Annotated in this window: 11 protein-coding genes; 8 read left to right on the forward strand and 3 right to left on the reverse strand. The window is 39.5% G+C overall.

Going from position 1 to position 16,367, the window contains the following annotated elements; genetic code table 11:
* Positions 1-341: 341 nt before the first annotated feature.
* Together MW695_RS02140 and MW695_RS02145 are read left to right on the forward strand one after the other, a co-directional pair.
* A complete protein-coding gene (locus tag MW695_RS02140; protein WP_247102582.1) occupies positions 342-4,361 on the forward strand; it encodes an LPXTG cell wall anchor domain-containing protein in 4,020 nt (1,339 codons plus the stop codon).
* Between the two features lie 318 nt (positions 4,362-4,679).
* Positions 4,680-5,531, forward strand: a complete 852-nt coding sequence (locus MW695_RS02145) for a hypothetical protein (RefSeq protein WP_247102584.1) — start codon at positions 4,680-4,682, stop codon at positions 5,529-5,531.
* A gap of 52 nt (positions 5,532-5,583) precedes the next feature.
* Here the strand turns inward: MW695_RS02145 and MW695_RS02150 are convergent, their stop codons facing one another.
* Positions 5,584-6,333 (reverse strand): response regulator transcription factor, encoded by a 750-nt coding sequence (locus MW695_RS02150; protein ID WP_247102586.1) that lies wholly within the window; start codon positions 6,331-6,333, stop codon positions 5,584-5,586.
* A 3-nt stretch (positions 6,334-6,336) separates the two neighbouring features.
* Entirely contained in the window at positions 6,337-8,196 is a 1,860-nt protein-coding gene (locus tag MW695_RS02155) for a cache domain-containing sensor histidine kinase (RefSeq protein ID WP_247102589.1), read from the reverse strand.
* A gap of 155 nt (positions 8,197-8,351) precedes the next feature.
* On the opposite strand from MW695_RS02155, the gene MW695_RS02160 reads away from it, so the two are divergent.
* The 3 genes from MW695_RS02160 (at position 8,352) to MW695_RS02170 (ending at position 11,570) form a co-directional block, all read left to right on the forward strand.
* Positions 8,352-9,656: an ABC transporter substrate-binding protein gene (locus tag MW695_RS02160; protein ID WP_247102592.1), complete on the forward strand. Its 1,305-nt coding sequence runs from the start codon at positions 8,352-8,354 to the stop codon at positions 9,654-9,656.
* A 207-nt stretch (positions 9,657-9,863) separates the two neighbouring features.
* Positions 9,864-10,748, forward strand: a complete 885-nt coding sequence (locus MW695_RS02165; RefSeq protein ID WP_247103101.1) for a carbohydrate ABC transporter permease — start codon at positions 9,864-9,866, stop codon at positions 10,746-10,748.
* On the forward strand, positions 10,749-11,570 hold the full coding sequence (locus MW695_RS02170; RefSeq protein WP_247102596.1) for a carbohydrate ABC transporter permease: 822 nt from the start codon (positions 10,749-10,751) through the stop codon (positions 11,568-11,570). It abuts the gene before it with no gap.
* 134 nt (positions 11,571-11,704) lie between these two features.
* Here the strand turns inward: MW695_RS02170 and MW695_RS02175 are convergent, their stop codons facing one another.
* Positions 11,705-12,646: an arsenic resistance protein gene (locus tag MW695_RS02175; protein ID WP_247102598.1), complete on the reverse strand. Its 942-nt coding sequence runs from the start codon at positions 12,644-12,646 to the stop codon at positions 11,705-11,707.
* A 625-nt stretch (positions 12,647-13,271) separates the two neighbouring features.
* On the opposite strand from MW695_RS02175, the gene MW695_RS02180 reads away from it, so the two are divergent.
* The 3 genes from MW695_RS02180 to MW695_RS02190 all read left to right on the forward strand — a co-directional run bounded on the left by MW695_RS02180 (position 13,272) and on the right by MW695_RS02190 (position 16,333).
* On the forward strand, positions 13,272-13,421 hold the full coding sequence (locus MW695_RS02180) for a YwzD family small protein (protein ID WP_247102601.1): 150 nt from the start codon (positions 13,272-13,274) through the stop codon (positions 13,419-13,421).
* Positions 13,422-14,013: 592 nt separating this feature from the next.
* The gene (locus tag MW695_RS02185) at positions 14,014-15,264 is read left to right on the forward strand and encodes a multi antimicrobial extrusion protein MatE (RefSeq protein WP_247102604.1); all 1,251 of its coding nucleotides are present in this window, start codon (positions 14,014-14,016) and stop codon (positions 15,262-15,264) included.
* Positions 15,265-15,433: 169 nt separating this feature from the next.
* A complete protein-coding gene (locus MW695_RS02190) occupies positions 15,434-16,333 on the forward strand; it encodes an alpha/beta hydrolase (protein WP_247102606.1) in 900 nt (299 codons plus the stop codon).
* Positions 16,334-16,367 lie beyond the last annotated feature (34 nt).

The raw sequence follows: 16,367 nt of genomic DNA on the forward strand, positions 1-16,367 counted from the left end.
TGATAACCTACTACAAAACTATTTATGGAATCGTTTTGTAGCAATCTCCTAAAGAGTAAGTAATGAATATGATAAAAGTATAATAGTCAGAAATCTATACAAATATAAAAAACAGGACTATATAATCATTTTAAATGAAAATAGAGTTCTATATTCAGCAAAAACCGACAAAGTCATTATAAAGAACTATTAATTTATGCCTATTTATGTCGTTTTTGTTTAGTTATTGTGAATGTGATCCTTCTATACTAAAAAGGTGGTGGCTGCTCCGTCCTTAGAGTAAAAGTCTAAGGCTTTTGGAGGAGTTAATCAAAATTTGAACGAGAAGGAGTGATACGGAAATGAGACGCTACAAGTCCAAAATGGTCATTTTTATGATTTTTATTTTAATTTGGGGAATAGTCGTACCTGGATTCGGTGGTCAAACAGTATTGGCTGCTGGATTAGAAGACATTGAATACAATCCGCTTATTGGCGATGAGGTACAAGTGGCTCCTAATTTTCAAATTAGTGAAGTCGCTACTCCGTCATTAGCTGAGGGGAAACTAATCTTTCGTATTGAAGAACCATATGTGGGTACGGATAAGTTAGTTATCCCAGAAGGTACTACGACGACAGTTGATGTGGATGGAGAAATCAAGACGATTACTATTAATGCGAATGGAGAAATCCTTCTAGATGGTGCTCCGATTGCTTCTGTTAATCGTATAAATAACGGGGAAGCGGGTCCACTTCAAATTGATTTGTCTACACCATTACCGAATGGGAACTTTGAGCAAGTTGGACACACTGGTTATGTCCCTGATTGGGATATCTATCCTAATGAACATGTAACCTATGAATCCTATCAACCTATTATTCTAGGTGAATTGGCTTCTAGAACACAAGGGAGACCGTACACGCAAATTTCAGACAGTGGACCACCATATACGGTCTCTGGCCCAGATTATACGTACATAACGGATGTAAGGTATGATGGGACAGGTGGGAGACCTAATTATGAAGGTTCAGAATCGACCCAATTTGATATTCGAGATATAAATAATTTATACAGAGGCGTTTTTATAGCGAATGATCCTAATGATGATGAACCTGAAAGTAGAAATTATTTAAAATTAGGATTTCAACGAGGACTAGTGAACGATTCAACGTCTTCTGCGCAGACATCAGCTTTTGCTGTACAGGCAACAAGTAGTGCGTTTTATGCGAATGCAGGCGATCAATTGTACTTTGATTGGAGAGCGAGAACGACATCGAATACGAGTACACATGACGATTATGAAGTGTATGGGTTTCTTCTAGATGCTAATACGGAAGAGGTCGTTAGTTTATTGATGTATGGTAGAGGCTTTGATCAATACTGGACAACGACTAATGGAACTGTTGATGAAACCGGAAATTATAAATTCCGTTTTGTAGCTGGTTCATTTGATCGAACAGGTGGCCGAGCATTAGGTGCAGAATTACGTATTAATAATGTCCGTGTTGTTAGTAGTCAAGTTTCTACAGAAGTGGTAGAGGCGATTGCTCAGCTTGTCTATTATCAGAATACGGAATACAGTGGTGACCGTCCAGTTAACATTGAGTTAACAGATGCCAACAATGGAAGTGTTGAATTAGTAGATAGTGAGCTTGTTATTAAAATGAATACGCAAGAGGAGGCAAGTGCAGAGTTAACATCTGATTTAGAGATTGTTGGACCCGAAGATGGTGAATTCATTTATCATCCAACGCAAAAAGGGATTGCAGGTACGACGCAACCAGGTTCATCTGTAGATGTAGTCGTTACTAGTCCTGAAGGTCATATAGTCTACAATGGTCCAGCAAATGTAGAAGAGGATGGCGCTTGGTCTATTGAGCTTGCTGATGATTTGATACGAGGGGAGTACACGATAGAAGCTACTGCATCTAAGGGTGGCGCAACATCTGATGTAGAAGTGACGAATTTTACGTTTGTCGATTATGCTGAATTAGAAGATTACTATAATGTAGTGAAGGATTTAGTTGAATCCGAGTATCAGTCAGGGTGGGATAGTGATTCATCAGATCGTGATCCTGCATTTTCAGAAGCACTTCAAAATGCAAAAGATATTTTAGACGAAATAGCTAATGCAGGTGGTTCAAATCCGAACCAGGCAGCTATTGATCAGGCTTTAAGTGAATTACAAAATGCAAAAGATGGTTTAGTTAGAGTGTCTCCAGTAGAACATTTTGCAAGCTTTGAACATGGTTCAAATGAGCTTGTGATTGAATTTGATAAAAGTGTTGTGTTTGCAAATTTGGAAAATACGACAGATGGATTTACTGTAACAGTAGGCGAAGGTGAACATGAACGTCAATTAACAGTTACAAATGCAGTCGCTAATGGTGTTAACGTGATATTAACTGTTGATGAGGAGTTAGATAGTGATGTGAAAGTCACTGTTGCATATAATGAAGAATTAGCAGGTAGCAACTTAATTGGTGCTGAAGAAGACAATCCAGGACCAGTTCGAGATTTTCAGGGAGATTTTCCTGCGACGGATGAATTTGGGGCAGCGCTTCAAATTGAAGGAACGACTGGTAACACAGATGACTCAACGCCGTCATTTAATGGTACAGTAGACGGGGAAGTAGACTCTGTTAAGGTTGATATCGTTGACGCAGATGGGAACGTTGTGACGGAGATTCTTGCTATAGTCAATAAAGAGGATGGCACGTGGACGGTATCTGATAGCGAGTGGGCAGGTTTGGAGCCACTTGATTTAGGTGATTATCAAGTAGTTGTGACAGCAACAAAAGAAGGTCGTTCTGCAGTTGTGAAGGAAGAATCATTCACAGTGGTTGATAAATCCGTTCTTCAAGAAGTACTTGATGAAGTCGTTCAATTTGAAGAAGATGATTATCGATCAGGATGGGATGATTTTGTTAGAGAATTAGAAAATGCGCAACAAGTAATAAATAATCCAACAGCTTCACAGAATGAAGTAGATCAAGCGTTAGAAGATTTACGAGTAGCGCGAGAGGGATTAGAGAAGCATGCACCTATTGCAGAAGATGCAAAGTTTCTCCATGGACACGGTGAAATCATTGTCGAGTTTGGAAAGAATGTAACTTTTATAGATGAAAATGCCGATTTAACAGCAGGATTTACGGTTACTGTTGATGGACAATTAGTCGAAGTGATCGCTGTTGAACGAATTGGCTTAGATCAAGAAGGGAAGTCAAATCAGTTAAAGCTTACTTTGGCTGATGGCACACAGCTTTCAAGTGATGCAGATATCCAAGTATTGTACGATGAAGAAGCTGGTAGCTCCAATCTCATTGGTGATGAAGAAAACGGAACGGCAGTAGCTAATTTTGAATTTGCTGCATACGATAGCTTCGGTCAAGCTCTGCAAATTGAAGGACCGAATGGCATCACAAATGATACGACTCCAGCGATAAGAGGTACTGTCGATCCTGATGCAGATCATGCGGTTATTACTATTATTGCGCCAGACGGAGAACGAATGGTCGTCAATCAAGATGATTTAATTATCAACCCAGATGGAACTTGGTCGTATCAAGTTCTAGAGAAGCTTGAACCAGGTGAATATCAGGTAGAAGTGACATCATCACAAGAAGGTCGTACAGATGTTACAAAATATCATAGCTTTATTGTTGTTGATAAGGAATCACTTATTCAATTAGAAGAAGGTATTGCAAATAGAGGATTACAAGATTCTGCATATACCGGTGATTCATGGAATGATTTTGACCGAGCGTTACAACATGCAAGAAATGTACTGTCAGATCCAGAAGCATCTCAAGATGAAGTAGATCAAGCTCTGGCGAATCTTGAAGAGGCTTATAAGAATCTTGTATATAAGCAAGGTTTGAAAGAAGAAGTAGCACAGTCAGAAACGCTCGATGAAGCACATTATTCGAAAGAGAGCTGGGCTCGTTACGTACAAGCCTTAGAGGCTGCTAAGCAAGTGTTGAATAATCCGGCATCTACACAAGAGGAGATCGATCAAGCAAGAGCTGACCTAGAAGCTGCGCGACAAGCATTAACTGTCGACAAAACCGCACTTCAAGAAGCTGTCGATTATGCGAAAGGGTTAAACAATTCTGATTACACGAGTAAAAGCTGGGAACGCTATCAAGAAGCATTAAGCAGAGCGCTGGACGTGTTAAATGACCCTAATGCTACTCAATTAGAAATAGATCAGGCGTTAGCTGAATTAATCAAGGCTAGCGAAGGGCTTGAAGAGTATAAGGAATTACCTAATACAGCTACTGCTCTATTTAATTATATGTTCCTTGGATTAGGATTATTGTTTGTAGGATTGACATTTATGCTTTTGAGAAAGCGTAAGCGAAGAGTGAATGTACAATAGATCGTTGAGAGAAGACTGCTTTCAAATGTAAGGAATAACGATGGAGCTTAGCTCTATTCACCTCGAAAGGAGAAACGACTTCTCATAACACGAAAAAATATAGCGACTCCGTACATTTTTTCAGGGGTATCCCAAAAGGTCCAGATGTACCTTTTGGGATACCCCCTTTTCATTGTACATAAAGCATAAAGCGTTTCTATTATATGATCTCTTTTAGGTTTTACACATTTCTGTAAAAAGGAAAATGATCCTATACTATCCGCGTTGTCTTCTGTACTATAATCATGAAAGAATAAGGAGTGGTTGGAGGGTATAGAAGTGGAGATTAATCGGAAGACCTTCGGTGGGATAGTTGTCGTTATAGCTTATCTGATTTGGTTTAGGGGAGGAGACAATCAATGGGTCATATTGCCCACATCGCTGATCTTTTGTATTGTTGGTGTGCTAATTTTAAAGGAGAAGGAACAACGGTGGTATGAGAATAATTGGTTTAAGGTGTATGTGAGCGCCTTTTTATTTATGTGTGTCTTTTTAGTGATGGAGTTTATTTTTCAAATGAAGGTTAGCTGGTTTATTCCTGAAGAAGCGATTTATTCCAAACCATATACTTCATTTTACACACAAATTTTAACGTATATCCTCTGTTTTTACTTATGGTTCGTATTTACTCGATGTTACTTTTGGGGTGAAGGTGAACAGTGGATAAGTAGATGGAGATCTTTTTTAATAATGCTTATGGTATTTGTAGTGGTTAATATATTGCTCATGAATGAATACCAATATGTAGATGAACGTTCGATACATAGTAATAGTGTATTTCATTCTAATACAACCATTGAGTGGGAAGAGATTCGATATACATTTATTGATTCGAACGTAAGAACAATGGCTGGTATGTATGGAAGGAAAGAGCGTATTTTTGAATGGGAGTTTCATTTCATTAGTGATGGGGATGAAATAACTTTTGCTGGTATGAATTTTAATCGAGATGATATTAATGGTTCTGCACTTATCATGAATGAGCTTAGGGAGAGAGATGTAACAATTATCGGTTTAATGTGGCAAATGCCTAAGAATGATTGGGATTATTTATATACTATTTTAGAAAGAGTTGATGAAGAGTTAGCAGAGCTTTATTCTGAGACTTTTTTTAATCATCCAGGCCAGTAGTGAATGTGCGAGCCATTGCAGTGTATAGTACTGTAATGGCTCTTACACTTTTTTAACGTTCTCTATACTCACTCGGATAATAATCCGTATTATTTTTAAAGACACGACTGAAATAGTGCTGATCCGGATATCCGACGAGCTTACCGACAGTTTTAATATCCATGTTTACGTTTGTCGTGAGAAGTCGCTTCGCTTCATTAATGCGAAGACGAGTTAAATATTTAATCGGAGTTTCTCCAGTATGTTTTTTGAAAACTTTGCTTAAATAATCGGTAGAAAAATTAAGCTGAGCTGCGATGTCCTTTAATGATAAGTCCTCATGAAAGTGATTTTTTATATAAAGCTTAATCGTTTCGATAAGCTCCTCAGGATCATAGCCAGCTAAGGAATTTACGACATGAGCTAGGGACTCAAGATCATTTTTTAATTGTAATTCGATTCGAGATAAGGTGGCACCGAGCTCCTCATTGACGGTTGGTTTCAACAAATATTCATTCACTTGAAAGGCAATGGCTTGGCGTGCGTATTCAAATTCGTGATGACCACTTATAATGACCACTTTAATATGCGGATAGCCGAAAAATAGCTGCTTGGCAAGCTCAAGACCATCCATCATTGGCATGCGAATATCAGTTAAAACAAGGTCAGGAAGGTGCTCTTCAATGAGAGTTAAAGCCTCTCTTCCGTTCATGGCTTCACCAACGACTTGGATCGTCTCGTTTAGTTCGTGAACTTTTTTCGTGATGCTGCGTCTTATTAATGCTTCGTCCTCGACGACGATCGCTTTGAATTTAGTTGTCATCCTTCATTCCTCCCTTTTTCTTTCGTGGGTGGAGGTGCTGATCGTAATCATTGCTCCTCCATTTTTTTTGTTTTGGATATTTACATTCAATTCTTGTTCGTACATGAGCTTCAACCTCGTTATGACATTCTTTAAGCCCATTCCGTTAATACTAAGCTGCGGTAACGCACGAAGCTTGTTTTCAGTAAGAAAGGCTTGAAGCTGGCTTATAATATCAGGGTCAAAGCCTGGACCGTTATCAGTAATCGTGATGGACCAGCTTGTATCAGTTTGTTGGCCAGTGATCGTAATATGCCAAGGGGGTGGAACATGTAACCCGTGCTTAATCGAGTTCTCCACGAGTGGTTGAATCGACAATTTCGGAACAATAATTGTGTTCATTTCGTCTGGGATATCAAAGGTATAGATAAGCTGATCTTCATAACGAATGTCCATACATTCTAGGTAGTGCTTCGTATAATTTAATTCGTCTCGTAATGGAACACCTTGTTTGCTCTCTGTAGCTATATATCGCAGCATAAAAGACATATTCTCGCAAAGCTTTACAATTTCATGATCCATTCCAGCCTCCGCCATTGCGCTAATGTTCGAAAGGTTGTTGTATAAGAAATGTGGATTCATCTGTGACTGGAGGGCGAGAAATTTCGCATCCATTTCCTGTGAACGGGCAATAAGTAGCTCATCGAGGGAATGAGATAGCTTTTGATTCATCGCGTGAAATGAACGATTTAATGTGTCGATTTCGCCGATCGAAAAGCTTTCAGTATGGAGATCATTCGTGTTGGATAAATTAGTTAGATCTATTTGCTTGATCTTTTTCGTTAATTGATTCAATGGTTGAGTCACTCGTTTGGAAACGATGAAGGAAATCCAAAGAATCACCCCGAGTGCAACAATGAAAATGATGGCGAACAAATAGGTCATTCGATTCAAAAAGGCGTAGAGCTCCTTTTGATTTTGAACAATGATGATGCTTAACCCTGTATCGGCAGAAGACGTATGGATCATTAATTGTTTACTATGGTCAGCTGGACTCGTAATGTGATGAGTCTTATCCTCTTGTAGCTGAAGCTGATGAATGATATTCAAATAGTCATCTCCATAAAAGGAATCTGATTGTTGTTCATAAGGGTAAAAAAAAGTGCCGCTTTCGTTAACGACATAAATATCAATTTGTTCATTAGCGTTCATCGTATTGTGAATCGAATGAAAGACCGTATGTGCCCCTTGTAAAATTTCAACAATCCCTTGTTCGACATAATGACGATCTTTATACACTCTTGTTAGCGCAACGTATGTTGGATTTGTCGAATGCTGTTTAATCGAATATGGGAGCTCCTCTTCACGAACGAGACTTATATGCTTAAATCCGTCTTTTGCTTTTGTTTCTGGATACCATGTACGATTTATGACGTCGATTGTAAGTTCACCATTAAAAAGACCAGCTCCGAGCATTTTGCCGTCAAAATCGTAAATGTTCGCTTGCTTCGCTGTTTGTGAGCTACTAATAATGGCAAGAATGACATCGATTAGTGTTGTCGTGCTTTCATATCGTTCAAGGTCAATTAATATGCCACCTTCATACTCCTCAGAAATGGGAGTGAGATCATTATTGAAATGCTCCTTTACTAAATTTGAGTAGACGATGTTCATTGAGAAATTGTTTATTTTCTCTAGCTCTTGATCAATCGCATGTGAGATCGAACGGCTCAATTGCTGTTGTTGCTCAGCTATATTATTGCGATTGTAATTGTATAAGGCGGTGAACAAAATGGCCGCAATTAAAAATAAAACGATACAAAAGAAGAGTGAATAATAGTTAAATAAGCGTGACTGTAGCGTTTGATGAGTAAGCGGTAACATCTTTGTTCCTCCTATGGTTATACCGTTCTAAAAAGTGCAAACGATAGGCCGTTTTTGTCTATTGAGCAAACATGAATGTAAGCGTATTCTTAATTTAGTAGGCGGCGCCGTTCTAGATAATAGTAAATCAAAAACACAGGGGGTTCAATAACCTTATGAAAAGAAAATGGATTGCACTTATGATGTCGACTTTATTATTAATCGTTCTAGCAGCATGTGGCTCAAGTGATGACTCAACAGGTGAAGAAGAGCGTAAAGATGTGACATTATCGTTTGGAACGCATCAATCTGGTATTCCTCGAACAGGGATTATGCAAGAGATGGCTGAGGATTTTGCAGAGGAAACAGGTATTAAGATTGATTTTCAAGTCGTACCAGATGCCCAGTGGCGTGATTTAATTCGAGCGAAATTATCAACAGGAGAAGCGCCAGATATTATTAATTTAGATGTCGATCCTTTAAGTTTAAATGCGAACTTAAGACCTGAGGATAATGCCCTTGACTTAACAGACGAAGAGTTTGCAAGTCGGATGGATGAAGAAATTTTACCATCCGTTAGCTATAACGATAAAGTCTATGGCGTAACGTATGCACCAAGAAAGATTTGGTATGTCTATTACAATAAGAGTATTTTTGAAGACTTAGGGTTGGAAATTCCAACAACCTATGAGGAATTTAAGCACGTCGCTGGTGCGATTCATGAAACAGGTGTTATTCCATTTTGGCAAGCGCCAGGAAGTGGCTGGTACCAAGTACTACCTTTATTTGAAATTGGTCCACATTATGAGAATGTAGAGCCAGGCACTTATGAGAAGCTTAATAACAATGAGATGCTCGTAGCTGAGATGGATCACTTAAAGACAGTGATCGAGCAGGTGAATGAATTTGCTGATTTGGGCTATTACGGTGAGAACTTCATCTCGAATACAGTAGAAGCAGGCTTAGATGCGTTCGGTCGTGAAGAAGCAGCGATGATTCTACGAGTTCCTGGTACTGAGCAAGAAATTATTGATGCTCATCCTGAAATGGACGGTAATATTGGATTCTTCGTTATGCCGTGGGGCGATAACCAAACAATTGGTGTGAACCCAGGTGGATCAGCGGCTATGTTTGGGAATCAGAATAGCGAGCATGAAGAGGAAATTCGTGAGTTTTTCCGCTGGATGACGAAAAATGAAAACATTCAACGTTTCTTTGACGGTGGTGAAGGAAACTTAACGATCAGCTGGCCAGAAATTGAACCGAAGCTAACACCTGATTATATTGAATACGAAGAAAATTTAGATTCAGGAACTGTTATGCAAGCGGCTGTCACATATATTGACCCACAGTGGATGGATATTGGGAAAGACATTTCTGGTATGTTTGCCGGAGCACTTACTCCAGAGCAAATCCTTGAGAATATTGACAATCGGCGAGCAGAACTAGCAAAAGTTCAGCAAGATCCTGCTTGGGATTAATGAAGCAAAGGGGGGTGTCCTAAGAGGTATTTACCTTTTGGAACACCCCTGAAAACGATGATAGCTGTTTTAGTGAGTACGGTGGCACCAAAAAAGTTAAAAATCAAACTTATTAGTGCTCCTGCAAGAACGAGTTGCTTACAACGAATAAAAAAAGAGACCTTTACTATCGTTGTTTCATTCATCGTCAGCAAAGATTTGGAAGGAGTGAGAGGATTGAATCGAAATAAGCTGTATCCGTGGTATTTTTCGCTTGGGGCGATTGTCATTTATTTTATCTTTATTGTATTGCCTTCCTTTATGGGGATTTATTATTCATTTACAGATTGGAATAGTTATTCGGATATTAAAAATTTCATTGGTTTGGACAATTATCGGACCATTTTGTTTGGGGATCAAGTGTATATGACGTTCATTAAAAATACATTTGTGTTCACGCTTGTGACGTCGATCGCCAAGACGGTATTAGGACTTTTAATTGCGATTCTGCTAGTTAATGGGGTACGGGCAGCAAATTTCCACCGAATGGTCATTTTTTCTCCGCAAGTGTTGTCCTTTTTAATTATCGGACTGGTTTTTAAAAGTTTGCTAGATCCGAATTTCGGTTTTGTCAATAATACGTTACGTTCTATTGGTTTAGATTTTTTGGCGATGGATTGGTTAGGCTCGCTAGCGTGGGCCATGCCGTCCGTGATGGCCGTTGATACGTGGAAGGGAATGGGCTATATTATGGTTCTCTTCATTGCGGGATTACTTGCCATTCCGAACGATTACTATGAGGCGGCAGAAATCGATGGGGCAGGCTTTTTCAAGCGCTTGTTCTCGATTACATTGCCGATGCTTTTGCCCACGATTACAATTACGACGGTATTGAACATTACGTATGGATTACGTGTATTCGATATCATATACGTCTTAACGAACGGTGGACCAGGGAATGCAACAGACGTGATTAACACAGCTGTCTATTCGGCGTTTGCAAAAGGATATTGGGGCTTAGGAAGTGCCTTGTCAACGTTACTATTTGTCATCATGGTTGTTGTTTCCTTCTTCATTATTCGTACGATGAACAAAAAGGCGGTGGAATACTAAATGAAAGCAAAAAAAGGGGTATCAATCCTACTGAATATCGTTGCTTGGCTATTAAGCATTATTGTGATTCTTCCGTTTGCTGTTATTTTGCTTAACTCTTTTAAAACGGATGCAGAGGCGACTGTTCTGACATTGCGATTGCCAGAGCAGTGGATGTTCGAAAACTACGCGATCGTGTTTGAACGTGGGAACTTGGCTGTATCGTTTTTTAATAGTATTTTACACTCGGTTGTGAGTACATCGATCTTAGTCATTCTCGTTGCGTTTGCAGCTTTTGTGTTAGCGCGTAATCCTTCAAAGCTCAATCAGGCGATTTATTTCTTCATTATATTAGGGATTACCCTGCCACTTAATTATATTCCGTTAATGAATGTAATGAAGACGCTTGGATTAATTAATTCGCATTGGGGGATGATCCTGCTATACACGGGAATGGGACTACCGATTTCATTATTTATTGCTTACGCATTTGTGCGGAATATTCCGCGCGAGCTTGATGAAGCGGCGGTCATTGATGGCTGCCATGCATTTAGTTTATTTTACCGAGTGATTTTGCCGCTATTAAAGCCAGTTCTTGTGACGATTTTTGTATTGAATTTCATGAATGTCTGGAATGAGTTTACAGCGCCACTTTATTTCCTTAACTCTGTAGATAAATGGCCAGTGACGTTAGCCGTGTTTAACTTTTTTGGACAGTTTAGCGCACAGTGGAATTTAGTGAGTGCGAATATCGTGCTAACATCGATCCCCGTATTGATTGTCTTTATTATAGGACAGAAGCATATTGTCGGGGGCTTGACGTCTGGTGCGGTGAAGGGGTAAGGATTGTTTAGCACACAAAGAATTGGAAGACTCTTTGTGTGCTTATTATTGTATATAATACGCTATCTCAAATGATAAAGGGACAGCGTATTTAAGAAATGAAGGACTCCGAAGAAAAAGTGAGATGCAGTTATTCAATGCTTTCTCATCATCAACATTTGCGTCACAATAGCCAGAATAGGCAATTCAAGCAATGGGCCAATCACTAACGCGAGGGCAATGAGTGGTTCATTCGGAAATGCGGCTATCGCTATCGCAAGGGCGATCGGAGAATTTCGGGCTAATGTCGCTAAGCTTAAGCTTACGCGGTCAGCTGTTACAAAGCCAATCCATTTCCCTATTCTTTGACTAATGACATAATTAATGATGAAGAAGCAAAGAATCGGAAGGATGAGTAGCCATAGTATGTCAAGGTGCTCGAATAGTAAGGAGCCTTGTGCAGCGAATAAGGAAGCGATTGCTAGGCTTAATAAGAGCATGGGAAAGACGCTTAGCGTTTGTAGTAGCTTTGTTTTTAAGACTGGCTTCCTTCCTAATACAAGGTTCGTTCCGAATGCGAGTGCTAGTGGAAGTACTAATACGACTACAAGGCTTTTAAGTAAAAGAGAAGGCTCAATCGTCCCAGATGTTCCGGCGAAGATAAACAGGTAAAAAGGCAGTAAGATGACCTGTAAAAGTAAGTTTAATGGTAGAATGGCTGTCGACAATGCGACATTCCCTTTTGCTATTCCTGTGAAAATTAAGTACCAATCCGTACAAGGTGTTACCATGAGCATGATGAAGCCGATCATTAACGCTGGATGATCACTCAAAAAGATGAGGGCAAGTATCCATGATAAAAGGGGTGTCCAAGCAAAATTGATGATGACGGATGTATAGGTGAAGCGAATGTTTTGAAACGCTTTTGTCATATCGGCAATCGGAATGTTTAAAAAGGTCAAATAAAGCATCAGCATTAAAAGCGGTGTGATCGCAGCTTCAGCATATAGATGAATGCCACTAATTTGTCCGACGCCAAGACCGATGATGACAGCGGCTAAAATGAGAAATGTATAGCTTTTTTCTAATAGATTCATTGCCATCACCTTCTATCTCTTTTTCTTTGACAATTTTATCATATTTTTTGTCTATATCTACAAACGTGACTCCTGTATGCTACACTTACAGATGATTTTGATTTAAAAAAGGAGTTCACTATGGAATTCATTGAGGTGCTTAAATACATATTTCTTGGAATTGTTCAAGGCGCGACTGAGCCTTTACCTGTTGTTTCGCAATTATTTTGGGGTGGATGTACATTTTGAGGTATTTCTGAAGGAAGCATCCCTACTGGCTGTATTTATCGTCTATCGGAAGGATTTAATCGTATGAACGATGGACGTAGTTAAGTATGTACGAGCTCGTAATTTCCCGTTAGTATTGGAAGCCTTGTACTTGAATCGACGACGATCTATGAAGCAATCGTTCATAATGATTTGCTGTGGCTTTATGTAATTGCTTTTGTAACGTCATTACTTGTATCGATTTTGGCGATTAAGTTGTTGACGTAGTGACGTCTGGAAAGCTCTTATATTTTGCGATGTATTGCTTTGCTGTCTCGATTCTTATTTGGATCTTTTGAGGGGGAGGTTTAACGTATCTCCGTTGAGGGTATTCGCTATTGTGAAGTGAATGTTTTTCATAAGAAGGAGAAAGATAAATATGGACATTGAATTGTCTCAGGATGATTTAAAGAGAATACTAGAGGATGCACATGATAAAGGACTAGATCAAGACGTGAGCGTTAATGCAGAGCGACTTGTGAAAGAAATCGTTACGTATATTCAATCAACGCAAAAGAGTACTAAATAAAATTCTACTTGGCCTATAAAAGAAGACAAAGGAAATACATTTGATTGGCAATAGCTTCACCCATTGCTCGCCTGATAGGAGAAATCCACTCTATCAGGCTTTTTAAATAGGAGACGGTTTTGCACATTGCGTAAAGGACACCAAAAAAGTTAGAAACCAAACTTTATTTTCCATTACGTGAGGAAAAAGGAATCCTCATTCCTTTAAACAGGTGGAAACGAGGTCAAAGAGGTCATAGCGGAATCGCTGTTCCGCTATTCGGTCGAAACGAGCAGTGAGCACAATGGAAAAGGTGAAATAAAGGAATGAGGATTCCTCAAATGATGGAAATCTAGCTAGGAGGAGAAAATAGAGGAATGAGGAACCGCTCATTACTCATTCGAACAAATAATAGACCGTATCACTTAACGGGCTCATATAAGTAATTCTTTTTTCATGTTTGTCTATTTGTGGCATAATAGAATAGTAAGCGATTTCAATAACAGTCTAGATTAGAAGAAAGAAGGGGATTTCTTTCATACAAACAGAGGAAACGCTGAAGACGTCGAAAATATTAGCCTTTTTTGTTCCATTAGGGTTATCGGCCATCCTAGTGACCTTATCTCATATTATTATTAATGGTACGTTGGCACGGGCGAGTGATGCAGAGGTCATTATTGCTAGTTATGTGATTGCGATGAGTTTGTTTTCGATCATGGAGCGACTTGGTGTGTTATTACGGAATGCTTGCTCGGCATTAGTTCGCGATCGCGTTTCATTTCAAGCGATGTCAATGGTTGCGGTCTATGTTGTTGCTACACTCATGCTCTTATCGGCAACGATTGCTTATACACCGATTGGTACGTGGATCTTTGCTCATATTTTTGGTGCGGAGTCGGCGATGATCGGCCAGATTGTTGATGTGTATCAAATTTTGATTATTGTCACCTTTTTTTCAGCTATTCGTTGCCTGTTTCAAGGTGTGATCATTTTAAATCGGCAAACAAAATGGCTGACGATTGGGATGGTCATTCGTTTAATTGGGATGTACTTATTATCTCTTGTGTTTATTCAAACGGGTTACATTAACGCGAAAACGGGCGCCTATATTTTTTTATTTGGGATGATGATTGAGAGTTTAGTAAGCTTCATTGAAGGGCGAATTCTCGTGAAGAAAATGACGAAAAAAGACCCCGCCCATCATATTGAACGGAAATCACAAGTGTTTCGTTTCTACTATCCTCTTATTATATCCTCGCTCATTATCGTTATGGTTGGTCCTGTTATTAATATTTTTCTAGGACGGACAGCTGAGATTGAACTGGCGATTGCTTCCTATGCACTTGCTTTAAGTGTTGCGCAATTGTTTTTAAGCTTTTTTAGCTACACCCACCAGATCGTACTAACTTTTTATAAGGATCATCCGAGAAAGGTAAGGCAATTCACATTAATGATCGGTTTTATACCAACGTTGGTATTAGCTTTGTTTTGTTTTACACCAATTGGACCCTTTGTCGTTGAGCATGTTCTTGGTGCGAACGAAAGGCTGATGCTTGCGACCCTTGATACGTTGAAAGTATTTATGATTATGACACTTGTGTTTCCGTTTATTGATTATTGCAATGGCATCTTAATGGTGCGAAATCAAACGAATAGCATGGTGATCTCTCAATCTTCTAATCTCTTGATTACATTTATCGTTGCTGTATGTATGACGATTCTAGTTCCTGCCTGGAACGGGATGATTGGTGCGATGGCGCAGTCACTCGGTATGGCTATCGAGCTCGTTGTGCTAGTGTTCATTGTGACAAGAGGGAAACAAGCTAGGATGATGAAGAGGAAGGCTGAAGAACTCGGTATGTAGAAAGAACAAATCTTGGCCAATGGTAACACACTATGCCTATTGAAAGCTGATCGTTCGGAGTAGTAAGAGATAGAGATCCTATTGTAATCCTTCTATATAAGTAGAATAAAGGAGTAGAACGGTTTGTCATAGAAATAAAGCAAAGTGGTAAACAAAGGGAGAGTGAGTAATGATGATTCATAAAAAAACATTATTGTGGAACGACGACAACGAAGCGAAATTAATGACCTATGTGTGGGAGCGTTCAGAAGAATTGCAGCCAAATAAGAAAAGGCCTGCGGTGATCATATGCCCTGGAGGTGCTTATTTAGGGACGTCGGATAGGGAGGCGGAGCCTGTTGCCTTGAGGTTTATGACGGCAGGATATCAAACATTTGTCCTTCGATATACGACGTACTACCCAACCTTTACAATGGATTTTAGTCAAAAAGGAAGAGAAGAGCCTGTCTTACCACAAGCCTTGTTTGATTTAGGTAAGGCAATTTCGATGGTGAGAGAGCATGCAAAAGAGTGGAATGTTGATCCAGATCAAATTGTTTTATGTGGCTTTTCGGCAGGGGGCCACTTAGTTGCAAGCATGGGTGTTCATTGGCATGAATCCTTTTTACAGGAACCAATATCAGCTTCCAATGAACAACTGAAGCCAAATGCCCTTATTCTAGGTTATCCACTGACCGATTATTTGGTCATGAAGGAAGAAGCGGAAAAAGAAGTTGATGAAGGAAAACGGGAGCTTTGGAGAGTATCCAATCAAGCTGTATTTGGAAAAGAACAGCCTTCGATAGAGGAGTTGGAAGGGAGAAGTCCTGTCCGCTTCGTAACGGAGGCAACGCCACCCACATTTATTTGGCATACAGCAGATGACGATTTAGTTTATGCACGAAATGCCTTGAATTTTGCGACGGCATTAGCAAAACAGAAAGTTCCGTATGAACTGCATGTCTTCGAAAATGGAGTACATGGTTTGTCTCTAAGTGATGAAACGACAGCGAATGATCCAGCACAAATCAATCAAGAGTGTGAAGTCTGGGTTGATTTAGCGTTAAAGTGGTTGAAGAAGCGAATGTAAGGAATGAGATATAGAAAGTTGAGCGAATTTTATG

Source organism: Halalkalibacter sp. APA_J-10(15) (assembly GCF_023017105.1).
Lineage (GTDB): Bacteria > Bacillota > Bacilli > Bacillales > Bacillaceae_D > Halalkalibacter.

Excerpts from the sequence above, each read along its gene's own strand:
- MW695_RS02140 (WP_247102582.1), top strand. The coding sequence starts at position 342 with ATGAGACGCTACAAGTCCAAAATGGTCATTTTTATGATTTTTATTTTA.
- MW695_RS02175 (WP_247102598.1), bottom strand. The coding sequence starts at position 12,646 with ATGAATCTATTAGAAAAAAGCTATACATTTCTCATTTTAGCCGCTGTC.
- MW695_RS02180 (WP_247102601.1), top strand. The coding sequence starts at position 13,272 with ATGGACATTGAATTGTCTCAGGATGATTTAAAGAGAATACTAGAGGAT.
- MW695_RS02170 (WP_247102596.1), top strand. The coding sequence starts at position 10,749 with ATGAAAGCAAAAAAAGGGGTATCAATCCTACTGAATATCGTTGCTTGG.
- MW695_RS02155 (WP_247102589.1), bottom strand. The coding sequence starts at position 8,196 with ATGTTACCGCTTACTCATCAAACGCTACAGTCACGCTTATTTAACTAT.
- MW695_RS02160 (WP_247102592.1), top strand. The coding sequence starts at position 8,352 with ATGAAAAGAAAATGGATTGCACTTATGATGTCGACTTTATTATTAATC.
- MW695_RS02150 (WP_247102586.1), bottom strand. The coding sequence starts at position 6,333 with ATGACAACTAAATTCAAAGCGATCGTCGTCGAGGACGAAGCATTAATA.
- MW695_RS02190 (WP_247102606.1), top strand. The coding sequence starts at position 15,434 with ATGATGATTCATAAAAAAACATTATTGTGGAACGACGACAACGAAGCG.